This is a genomic window from Nosocomiicoccus ampullae (assembly GCF_001696685.1).
GTDB lineage: Bacteria > Bacillota > Bacilli > Staphylococcales > Salinicoccaceae > Nosocomiicoccus > Nosocomiicoccus ampullae_A.
In genome coordinates this window covers 1-11404 of the sequence record NZ_MBFG01000024.1, presented here as the reverse complement: position 1 = coordinate 11404, position 11404 = coordinate 1, and the positions used below count along the sequence as shown (strand labels likewise).

At 31.7% G+C, this 11404-nt stretch carries 7 protein-coding genes; all 7 read left to right on the top strand.

Annotated features, from left to right (window positions below; all coding sequences use genetic code 11):
• Positions 1–2324, top strand: a 2324-nt coding sequence (locus BBS29_RS08405; RefSeq protein WP_179853849.1) for a hypothetical protein, incomplete at its 5' end; no start/stop codon positions are given.
• Between the two features lie 15 nt (positions 2325–2339).
• The gene (locus tag BBS29_RS07845) at positions 2340–3560 is read left to right on the top strand and encodes a ParB/RepB/Spo0J family partition protein (RefSeq protein WP_068131091.1); all 1221 of its coding nucleotides are present in this window, start codon (positions 2340–2342) and stop codon (positions 3558–3560) included.
• The gene (locus BBS29_RS07840) at positions 3550–6159 is read left to right on the top strand and encodes an SNF2-related protein (protein WP_068131089.1); all 2610 of its coding nucleotides are present in this window, start codon (positions 3550–3552) and stop codon (positions 6157–6159) included. The genes BBS29_RS07845 and BBS29_RS07840 overlap by 11 nt, the downstream gene beginning before the upstream one ends.
• Positions 6160–6685: 526 nt before the next feature.
• On the top strand, positions 6686–7435 hold the full coding sequence (locus tag BBS29_RS07830; RefSeq protein WP_179853847.1) for a DeoR/GlpR family DNA-binding transcription regulator: 750 nt from the start codon (positions 6686–6688) through the stop codon (positions 7433–7435).
• Between the two features lie 13 nt (positions 7436–7448).
• Positions 7449–8744, top strand: a complete 1296-nt coding sequence (locus BBS29_RS07825) for a four-carbon acid sugar kinase family protein (RefSeq protein ID WP_068131080.1) — start codon at positions 7449–7451, stop codon at positions 8742–8744.
• A gap of 18 nt (positions 8745–8762) precedes the next feature.
• Positions 8763–9764 carry a 4-hydroxythreonine-4-phosphate dehydrogenase PdxA gene (gene pdxA / locus BBS29_RS07820; RefSeq protein WP_068131078.1) on the top strand — a complete coding sequence of 334 codons (1002 nt, stop codon included), beginning with the start codon at positions 8763–8765 and terminating at the stop codon, positions 9762–9764.
• A 43-nt stretch (positions 9765–9807) separates the two neighbouring features.
• Complete coding sequence (locus BBS29_RS07815) at positions 9808–11199, top strand: GntP family permease (protein ID WP_068131075.1); 1392 nt, start codon at positions 9808–9810, stop codon at positions 11197–11199.
• Positions 11200–11404: the final 205 nt, after the last annotated feature.

The following is an 11404-nucleotide window of genomic DNA, read 5'->3' as shown; positions in this document are numbered from 1 at the left end:
AATTATCAAATATAAATATTAAAACCTTTGAAGAATTTGAATATAACATCTTTAAGTTAGATGAATATCCAAATAACTATAGATTTGTTAAAACTTCATATGGTGATTCTTCATTAATGGTAATTGACTCAAACTATAATACTCAAAAAAATTTAATTGAAAATCAAAATAAAAAATATGATGATAATAAAACAATTCATTCTTCTGAGACAGAAGTAGAATTAGTTGAAACAGAAAAGAACCAAAAAAATATTAAAGATAACATACATAAAGATATCGAAGAAAAAATTTATGTCAATCCTGAAGTGAAAAGAGTGTTATTCAATATCGTAAATACCCTTGATACTACCTCTTATAGCATAGAGTTTTTATACAAAAGAAATGAAGAGATACTTAGGAATAATGGTATAAATACAATTAGTCAATTAGAAAAAGGACTTAAAGAGCTATCAACTTTATCGAAGTTCTTTGAATTGCACTCTTCAAATGGTAAATATTTTGACTATATAAGAATAGGCGAGAACAAAAGCCATATTTATAAATTAAGCGTTGTAAGAGACATACTTGATGACTTGAAAGTTGGCACATATACTTTAACAGATATTTATGATAATTATTTCGAAGTTTTAGAGTTTAATGCCATGGATAATAAAATGCTTCTAAAAACATTGTTACAACAAATACCTAGTAATATTAATGTTGTAATTAAAAATACTGCAAAAACTGGTTTTATAGTAATTGTAAGAGATTCCAATAATATAGAAGAAGCGATTGAAAATGAAGATAATGAAAAGGTAGAACAAAACGATTATATAGATACATTAGAAAGCGAAAAAAAGGAAGAAGACTTGAAAGTTAACGAAATAGACAACGAAATAGACTATGTAGAGTCTTCAAACCCTGATACATCTACATTTGAAAAAAGGAAAGATAGTGGTGAAGAGGATTTAATCAATGAAAAAACTGAAGAAGACTCAGAAAATGTGTTAGAAACTAGTAGTGATGATAAGGTAAGCTCTGACGATAATATAGTTGAAAAAGAATCAGAAAAATTAGATCGAGACAATACAAATGTAAAAGTTTGGCTATACTCAGTTTTAGATAATTTAAATCCGGGTCGCTTTAGCTTAAATATATTATTTGTTAGACATCATAATTACTTAACTAGAGCTGGTATTACATCAATAGAAGATTTTTTAAAGTTACTATTAAGTTTAGAGCAATTACCAAAATTCATAAGGTTAGATACTCTACATATGCCGGACGGTACACTAAAATATTTTCTTGATGTTTCTAGTAAAAGAAGTAAGACGTATAGATATAATGTTCTAAATGCTTTATTTAAAGATTTAAAATATGGAAGTTATTCAGTAACCACGCTTTATAAGAATCATTCGGAACATCTAAATGAGCATGGTATAGAGAATATAGAAACACTAAAAAAGTTATTACGTGAATATCATAATAATAAATATGCTTCATATCATGAAATCAACAATAATTATGGCTATGTCAAAATCAATTTAAATAAAGCTGAAGAAGTAAAGAAAACAAAAACTGAACTAAAGAAAATAGATTTTAAAGAAAATATCTATACCTATGATGATATGAAAAGCATATTAAAAGAAAATAAATTAAGTATGACTAATTTAAAAGATTATGGCTTTGCTGCTGAACGTGGTGTTGTATATTCAACTGATTTGTATGATGACGTAGAAGAGGCGATAATAGATTATTTAGGTGAAACCCGTATTATAAGAATAAAGAACAATAAAATACTTAATACAGTTAGAGGTAAAGAGTTTGTAAGTAACTCTCTTAAAAATTTTGATTTATTACATTACAGTTCAGATGTGGTAATTAACAATTATGTAGATAATGAATCATTGAAAAAAGATGTACTTATTGAGTTTATTGAGTTTATTAAGAGTCTAGATGACATAAAGTATTTTACAGTACCTTTATTACTTGAAAAAAAGTATGACAATCGTTTATTAGGATTGGGCTATCCAATTGAATTTTATGAACAGATTTTAATCAATTCAGATGAGTTTCATAGATTAAATCGCTCAACCCCTTATCTATTCTATAAAAGGGATGAAGGTAGATTAACATTTGCTGATTTTTATATGGACCAGATATTAGTCTATAATAAAAGTGTTGATATTTATGACTTTATTGAAGATACAAAAATCCGAACAGGGTTTGAAGTGGATAGATTACATGTAATTAGAGAATTAGAGAACCAAGATATATTTTATTCTCGCGAACTAGAGAGATTTTATTTATATGCTGAGGATTATTATAAAGAAATTTATAGATAATATGGAGTGTGTGATATGAATTTAATGGAACAAACTTTCGAAAAAATATCGACTAAGAAATTACCATTGAAAGGAAAGACCGAAGTACTTAATGTTTATAGAATACCGATAAACCATTTAAAATATAATGTGAAAAATGGTAGAATTGCGACTTTTGTAAGTCAATATTTAGATGAAGAAGGGCCTTTACCAGAAGATAAAGAAGAATTTAACAAAATTATCGAAAAGTTCATTGTTGATAGTAACTTTAAAGCATTTAATAATACGAAGAATAATATAAGGGAACTAGGTCAAATGGAGCCAGCGGTAGTTTTATCTGATGGTATTGTTATCGATGGTAATAGAAGGTTTACTGTTTTAAGACAACTAAATAGAGAAGAGAGTAATAGTGCGAAGTTTGAATACATCGACGCAGTCATTTTAGATAGAAAAATTTATAATGAAAAAGATGTTAAGAGATTAGAGCTAAATCTACAGCATGGCCTAGAAACAAGAGTAGATTATAATCCAGTTGAGAGGCTTGTAGACATTTACGAAACTTTAATCGCAGAAGATATAAACACGGGAAAACCTTTATTCACAATTAAAGAGTATGCACGAGACGCTCAGATGAAAGAATCAGAAGTGAAGAAAGATAAAGAAGTTGCCGAATTACTCCTAGAGTATTTAGAGTTTCTTCACCAACCTAAAAAGTTTCATATTGCTAGGGAACAAAAGGTAGATGGACCTTTAAGAGAAGTTCATCTAATTTTATCATCAAGAAAATTAGATCAAAGTAAACTGTTTGAAATTAAAGAGTTTCTTTTTGCTAACCTATTAACGCTTAAAGAAGACCCAACTAGAATGATTCGTGCCTTAAGAAAGCCATTAGAAGACGAAAGGCTTAAAGAAGAATTACTAGAGAAGTCAGAAGATACACTAGACAAGATTGATGAAGTACTTTCAAGTAATGAAGTTCAAGATGAAGTCGAAAAAACAGGTATTGTTAATGTGCCTATAGAAATCCAAGAAAACATCATTCAAGTAACAGAAGATGCAGTAGATAGCAGTAAATTAGAAGACGCTAGAAATCAACCAATAGAGGCACTGAGAAAAGCAGTAAACAACATTAAACAAGTTGATAAAAACTCTTTAACCTATTTTAATGATGAACTAAGAAACGGATTTAATGACTACTTATCTGAAGCTGAGAATCTTGTAAAAGATTTAAGGGAAGTTCTTGAAGATGCTGAATAAATTAGATGTTAAATCAGGTTATAATACGGCTGATGATAATCTAGCGAATGATTTTTTTAATAAAGTATTGAGAGAGGCAGTAGAGTATAAACGAGTAGCAGGATTTTTCAACTCGGCTTCACTTGCATATCTTTCTGAAGGAATAGAAGGATTAATACGTAATAAAGGTAAAGTAAAATTGATTATTTCTGAAGAAATATCAGAAAAAGACTACCAGTTGATAAAGCAGGGATATGAAAATAGAACTTCTATTAAACAAAATTTACTCGATGCTTTAGATAATAAGAATATGACTGATTTGAATGTTAAAAAGAATATTGCAAACCTTGCTTATTTAATTGAAATTGGTCTTGTAGATATCAAAGTAGGTTTCATGACTAAAGGTGAAGGTTTGTTCCATGATAAGTTTGGTATCGTCAAGGATAATTATAATAATTCTTTAGCTTTCCAAGGGTCTTTAAATGTCTCAGAAGCAGCAATACTCAAAAATTACGAAAGTATCTTTGTAAATAAAGATTGGTTACCATCTGGTAATGAACCAGTTCGTAATTTAGATAAAAGATTCGACAGACTTTGGGATGGTAGTGGTGATCGTAGTTTTGTTTTTGTGAAAGATTTTAACGATTTAATAATAAAGCGTTTATCTGAGTTCAGTGAAGGAAAAATTATTGTAGACAAAACTGTTCTAACTCCTGATGCAATAGTGTTCTATATGCAGGGGTCAAACCTAAGGATATTGAATAATCTAAGCTCAGATAATTTAAATTATAATCATCGACAGTTTAGAAAGCTCCGCTCAACAGGTTATTTTAAGAACGACGAATTTTGGCATGTAAACGATAATTTGAACTACAGACAAATTCAAGATTTAATCATGTTAGTAAAAAAAGCGAGTGTAAGACATAGTTTTAATTTTGAGGTTTCTAATTCAGTTTATGAATTTATAGAGAGTCGTATTTATAAAATCGAAGAAGTTTCAAAACAAGGCAAGTTAATTAAGTCAAAAGATACAAGCTTGCAAGAAAGCTTTAAAGATTTTGTAAATATAGTTAATAAAGAGGTCAGTCGACCGTTACGAGAAGCTCAGGCATGGGTCAGTTACTATATGGCTGTTATGAAAAGAAGCGGCAATTTTTCTGTCCCAGGTTCTGGTAAAACAGCAATGCTATATGGAACGTATGCTTACCTTTCTTCAAGAGAGAAAAACTTAGTCGATAAGATTGTAATGATAGGTCCTAAAAACTCGTTTAAATCATGGAGAGATGAATTTAAAGAAGTTTTTGGAGGGAAAAGAGAACTGAGAGTACTAGATATACACTCGGGTGGATTTAGCGAGGACATGTTAACTAGAAACGTAAATAACTATAATCTATTCTTATTTAACTATGAGTCTCTTGGAAGATACAAAAATCATCTCGAAAGAATAATCGATGATAAAACAATGGTTATTTATGACGAAGTACATAAGGTTAAAGGGGTCGAATCTAAGAGAGGTCCAATTGCAATTGATGTTGCACAGAATGCTAATTATAGATTTGTTTTAACAGGAACCCCGATACCTAATGGATATCAAGATGTTCATAACTTTTTAAAAATACTTTATCGAGATGAGTATGATGAATATTTTAAATATGATGCAAGTCAATTAAAACGTTTAGATGTCAGTAATGTTCAAGACTTTAACGATTGTCTATACCCATTTTATTGGAGAATTTCAAAGGCAGAGCTTGGAGTGCCTGAACCGAATAGAGATAATATTTATAGTTACGAAGCGTCTGAAGAAGAGCAAGATGTGTTGGATTTACTATGGAAAAAATACCGTCATCAACCGTTTGTCTTATACGCTCGATTAATACAATTCTCTTCAAATCCTAAACTGTTAAAGCGTAATCTAGATAAACGTCTTTTTACTAATAAATTTGAAGATCCAGATAAATTTGATGATGATGAGGTTGTTTTTGAGTACTTTGATGAAATGGAAGATTCCCCTAGGTTCACTGAAGATGAATTGCAGCTTATTGACACAATCAGTGAATCCACTAAATATAATAAAGCAAAAGAAAAAATTGTCGAGTTAGTTAATGAGAAAAAAACCGTAATTGTTTGGTGTATATTTGTAGACACGATGCAAAAGTTAGCAAGTCAACTCGAGCAAAAAGGTTTAAAAGTCGCTTTCGTTTATGGTGGAATTGATTTAGAGACTAGGGATAAAATCATTACAGACTTTCAAAATAACAAATATGATGTATTGATTACTAACCCACATACATTAGCAGAGTCTGTCTCACTTCACCATGTGTGTCATGATGCTGTTTATTTAGAGTATTCATTTAATCTAACTCACATGTTACAGTCTAGAGACCGTATACACCGATTGGGTTTACCTGATGATGCAGAAACTAATTATTATTATTTTATGTTAGAAGGACAAAAATTTGAGACGAATACAATTGATAGAAAAATATATGAGCGTCTAAAAGAAAAAGAAGATATAATGATGGAAGCAATTGAGGGTACATATGTTATGCCAGCTCATGACTTTGACGAACGTAAAGAAATCGAAGCAATGATTAATGAGGAATTAAAGCGAAAAATATAATCACTCACTCCTCTAAACGTAATGTTTAGGGGAGTTTTTCTGTTTTGATCATATATAATAGAGTAAATACTGAAAGGGTGGATTGATGTATTTAATGTCTAATAAATTTAGTATAGATTCTAAAACCATTCATATGATCACTCCAACATACCTCAACGTACTTTTAGATAAATATATAAATAATACGGATTTCTATTTTGAGGAAATTTGTCTTTTCTTATCACGTGACAACGATACTTGGCTTGCTGTTGATAATTGTTCAGAATCGTTGTTGATTGAAGAGTTTATTTCATTAGATTCTGCAGTTCAGTTTCTACTTGAATGTTAAGGTTTTGATTAGACATGTTGATATATAAAAGATATTAGCTATCCATGATGAACTACATCATTGTGATAGCTCTTTCTTTATATTTTTCTAATATAAACTGTTAAAAATCATCAAAATGAATTTAATAACTGTTAATTAGTAACAGAAAAGATTTACATTTTGTTAAAAAGTTAATATAATGAAAACTAGGTGATGGCTTTGTCTAAAGAATCAAGAAAATTAAAGATAGTTAATTACTTAACAGAAAATGAGAATGCCACAATTTCTTCATTATCTAAACTATTGAATGTGTCTGAAATGACAGTTAGAAGATATTTAAAAGAGCTTGAAGAGGAAGAGTTGGTTTTAGGAACGACTAACGGTTATGTACTAGTTGATTATATATCAACTGAACTACCTTTCTTTAAAAAACAACTTGTTAAAATTGATGAGAAGAAAGAAATTGCTAAAAAAGCGTTTAAGTTTATAAAACCGAATCAACGTATTTTTCTAGATGCAGGTACGACGACGTTTGAACTTGCTAAGTTGCTGAAGGATGTTAACTTTACTTTAACTATTGGTACCAATGATATAAAGTCTTCTTCGTTTTTAGTAGATAGCCATCATACAGTTCTTGTAACAGGTGGCATGATTCAAAATAATGTTGGTTCTATTTATGGTGCGCATACGACACGCTTTTTAGAGGAAGAAAAATTTGATATTTCTTTTGTAGCCACTGAAGCGATTCATGACGGAGCGATTTATGCACCTACAGCTGAAAAAGCCAATGTGAAGAGATTAATGGTAGAGTGTGGAAAAGAATCATGTTTATTAGTTGATGACAGTAAGCTAGATCGCTTTTCATACTCAAAAATCTGTAACTTAAATGAATTTGATTTGATTATTCTAAACGATGGTTTAAGTGTTTCTAGTAGGAAATACTTAGAACAATTTACTAAAGTGCTTTGAGGAGTTTTTTTAATTGAAAATCGGAATTATTGCAGATGACTTAACTGGTGCGAATGCAACAGGGGTTCGTATGAGTAAAAATGGTTTTCGACCTGCAACATATTTTTGTGAAAAGGATATTATAGATAATCCAAACATCGATACGGTAATTATTGATACAGATAGTCGGTACATGGCAAAAGACCTCCTAGAGGAACGTATAAATCATTCTTTACAGAGTTTAGATGAATGGGGTGCCAATTTTATATGTAAACGTATCGATTCAACAATGCGAGGAAATATTGGAAATGAAATTGATTTAATTCTTGATTACATAGGGGATGATAGTGTAGCTGTTGTTATACCTTCGTTTCCTGACTCACAGCGTATCTCTATCGGTGGCCATTTAGTAGTTAATAATGTGCCGTTACATAAAACAGATGCTGCTAATGATCCAATTATGCCGATTCGTACATCTTGTATAAGAGAAATTATTGCAACTCAGTCTAAATATGCTAAAGATTCTATTGATAATGTAGGACTCTTAACAATTAATGTTTTAGATGATTCGAATAAGTTTATTGAGGAATTTCAAAAGAACGTAGATTTAGGTAAAAGGATTATTGTGATTGATGCGTCTACTAATGATGACATTGACTTTATAGCAGAAGCATTAGCTAAATTAGACATAGCAATTATCCCGGTGGACTCGGGACCTTTTACATCCTCATATGCGAAGTTTAAAGTTAATCATAAAGTGGATGATAGTAAAATTATCGTTACGGTCGGTAGTGCAACTAAGGTAACAGAAAAACAACTATCGTATTTAATTGATCGTTTAGGAGTTCCCCCTGTACGACCGGATATTTATAAACTTGCTTCTTTTGACGATGAGTACGAACTAGAAATAGATAGATGTGTTCGTCAGTCAAAATTAAGTCTTATGAAGAACGAAATATTAATCATAACTACAAACGAAGAAAACCTTGTAATTATTGACATTCAAAAGATAGCAAGTGAAAACAATGTAAGTCCTGAAGTAGTTACAAAACGTATTACAGATGGCCTAGCATTAATAACCAAAAGAGTAATTGATGAAACTAATTATGAGATTAAAGGGTGTTTCACAAGTGGGGGAGACGTTACAGCATCTCTAACATCCATTATGAATGCGAATGGTATTACGTTATTAGATGAGGTTGCACCACTTACCGCTTATGGGACACTACTTGATGGTGAATATGATGGATTACCAATTATAACAAAGGGTGGAATGATTGGTGACATCAGGACAATTTATGAAGCAATTCAATATTTAAAAGCGACTTAATAGTAGGAGGAAATTTTAATGAGTAAAAAAGCAACTATTGCAGTACCTATGGGAGATCCAGCGGGGATTGGACCAGAAATTACAGTTAAATCATTTTTAAACGAAGAAGTATTAGACGGTGTTAATATTGTGGTTGTAGGAGACAAAGATGTTATTGAACGAGCGCTTGAAGTAACAAATACAGATTTAAATATTAACGTCATTGAATCGGTAAAAGATGCGAAGTTTGCAACTGATACGATTGATTTAATTGACATGAACAATGTAGATATGGATACATTTAAATTTGGCGAAATTCAAGCACAGTGTGGTCAAGCAGCATTTGATTATATTGAAAAAGCAATTGACCTTGCGATGAAACACGAAGTAGATGCTCTCGCAACGACACCTATTAACAAAGAATCGTTATACGCAGCAAAAGTACCGTTTATCGGTCATACAGAAATGCTAGAAGAACTTACGAATTCACACGATCCGTTAACAATGTTCCAAGTGTTAAACTTAAGAATTTTCTTCTTAACACGTCACTTATCTCTAAAAGATGCAATTGACCAAATGACTAAAGAGCGTGTGCGTGATTATATTGAACGTTCTTATGATGCGTTAATTAAGTTAGGCGTAGAGTCACCAAAACTTGCCGTTGCTGGTTTAAATCCACATAGTGGGGAGAACGGATTATTTGGTATGGAAGAGGTAGAAGAAATCACTCCTGGTATTAAGTCAGCACAAGAAGACGGATTTGATGTAACTGGTCCAGTTCCTGCAGATTCCGTATTTTTCCAAGCATTAAATGGTAAATATGACGCAGTAATTTCTTTATATCATGACCAAGGTCATATCGCTGCTAAAATGACGGACTTTCATAAGACAATTTCAATTACAAACGGATTACCATTCCTAAGAAGTTCTGTTGACCACGGTACAGCATTTGACATTGCTGGTAAAAATATCGCTTCAAGTGAATCGATGGAAGAAGCAATTAAATTAGCAGGAGAATATGCGCTTAGCTTTAGAAATTAATAGGCGCATATTCTAGCGCCTTTCATAAATAGGGGGAACTATTATGGAAGTATCTTCAGCACAAATGATCTTAGGTCTAATTGTGGCAATTGTTTTGTTAATTTTTCTCGTATTAAAAACGAGAGTTCACGTGTTTTTAGCATTAACAATTTCCGCAATTATTGCTGGTTTAATTGGTGGTATGGAACCGACTGACGTCGTCACAGCCGTCTCACAAGGATTTGGTTCGACACTAGGCTCGATAGGTATTATTATCGGTTTTGGTATCATGATTGGTAAAGTGATGGAGATTTCTGGTGCTGCCGAAAGATTAGCCTATCAAGTCGTTAAATTTGTCGGAAAGAAAAAAGAAGAATGGGCGATTGCATTAGCAGGATACATCATTTCAATTCCAATATTTGTAGACTCAGCATTCGTTATTTTACATCCTTTAGTTAAAGCGTTGTCTCGCCAAACAGGTAAATCTGTAATTACACTTGGTGTAGCACTCGGTATCGGTTTAGCTGCAACACACCATGCTGTACCACCAACACCTGGACCACTCGGGGTAGCAGGTATTTTTGGTGCAGATATCGGACTAATGGTATTACTTGGTTTAGTTATCTCAATACCAGTCGTAATTTCAGGTGTATTATACGCACAGTGGTTAGGAAAGAAGATTTATCAGTTGCCTGAAGCGGATGGTGAGGGGTATTATCGTCCGACAACTGAAGAAGTGTTTGAAGATTTTAAAAACCAGGCGAGTGAACGTGAAAAGGAATTACCAGGTTTTACGTTATCGCTGATGCCAATTTTAATTCCGTTATTACTGATCTTTTTAAACACAGGTATTAATGCACTCGTTGAAATCGATGTTATACATATAAATGAAACAGTGCATTCTTATATAACGTTTTTAGGTAGCCCAATTATTGCAGTAGCGATTGGATTACTATTTGCATTATTTACATTAGCAAAACGTTTTACTGTAGAAGAAACACTCGAAGAACTTGAAGTTGGTTTAAATAATGCTGGAATTATTTTACTTGTCACAGGAGCAGGTGGCGCATTTGGTGCAGTGTTAAGGGAGAGTGGCGCAGGTACAGTTATTGCAGAAGAAGTAGTAACTTGGAGTGTTCCAGCAGTACTTATTCCCTTCTTAATTGCCACATTTGTTCGACTTATCCAAGGATCAGGTACAGTTGCTATGATTACTGCAGCTTCAATTTCTGCACCAATACTTGGTAATTTAGATATTAATCCAGTACTTGCAGCTCAAGCAGCGGCATTTGGTGCGATGATTTTCTCTTATTTTAATGATTCTTTATTCTGGGTTGTTAATAGAATGATGGGAATCAAAAAAGTTAAAGAACAGGTACTTGTTTGGTCAGTTCCTACAACAATTGGTTGGGCAGTATCAGGAATTACATTAGTTATTTTAAGTTTATTCATATAATTATTTATAATATGAAAACTCTCTTCAAAGTATTATGAAGAGAGCTTTTTTTCTTTCATATATATATCATTTAATAATAAAAATATTTTAAAACTTTATAAAACATTGGAAGATTTTATAATCAACCTAGCCACTTAAAATAAAAAAAGCCATGTGAATTTCATGTTATATTGAATGTACCACCAACCAATATAAGGAGAATTCA